Annotated in this window: 1 protein-coding gene; it reads right to left on the reverse strand. The window is 27.7% G+C overall.

Annotation, left to right across the window (positions count from 1 at the left end):
- A partial coding sequence (locus ACNART_RS17955; RefSeq protein WP_416303693.1) for a hypothetical protein occupies nucleotides 1–346 on the reverse strand: 346 nt, incomplete at both ends.

A 346-nucleotide genomic window follows, 5' to 3' on the forward strand; every position in this document is an offset into this window, starting at 1 on the left:
TTGGCATGCTAAATAAATGATCATCTAATTTTCTAATCCCCGACACATCAAATTTAATTTCAAACGAAAGATTCATATTAGAATGATTTTCTTTTACTAATGATACTCCTTTAATTTGATTAAGTAATTTTCGTACTGCATTAACTGCATTATCCACCTCAGCCTGATCTTTATAATATATCTTTTCCCCATTAATTATTCTATATAATCGACCATCATTATCTTTAAAAAATTCCATAGAAAAAAATGATGACTTTAACCTATTCATAAAAAGACTTAAATTATTAGCAATATCAACAGGAAATACACTTATATATCCATCTTTACGCCCAGCCTTTGTTGCTTG

It is taken from the genome of Proteus sp. LHD240705, from assembly GCF_047921555.1.
Taxonomy (GTDB): domain Bacteria; phylum Pseudomonadota; class Gammaproteobacteria; order Enterobacterales; family Enterobacteriaceae; genus Proteus.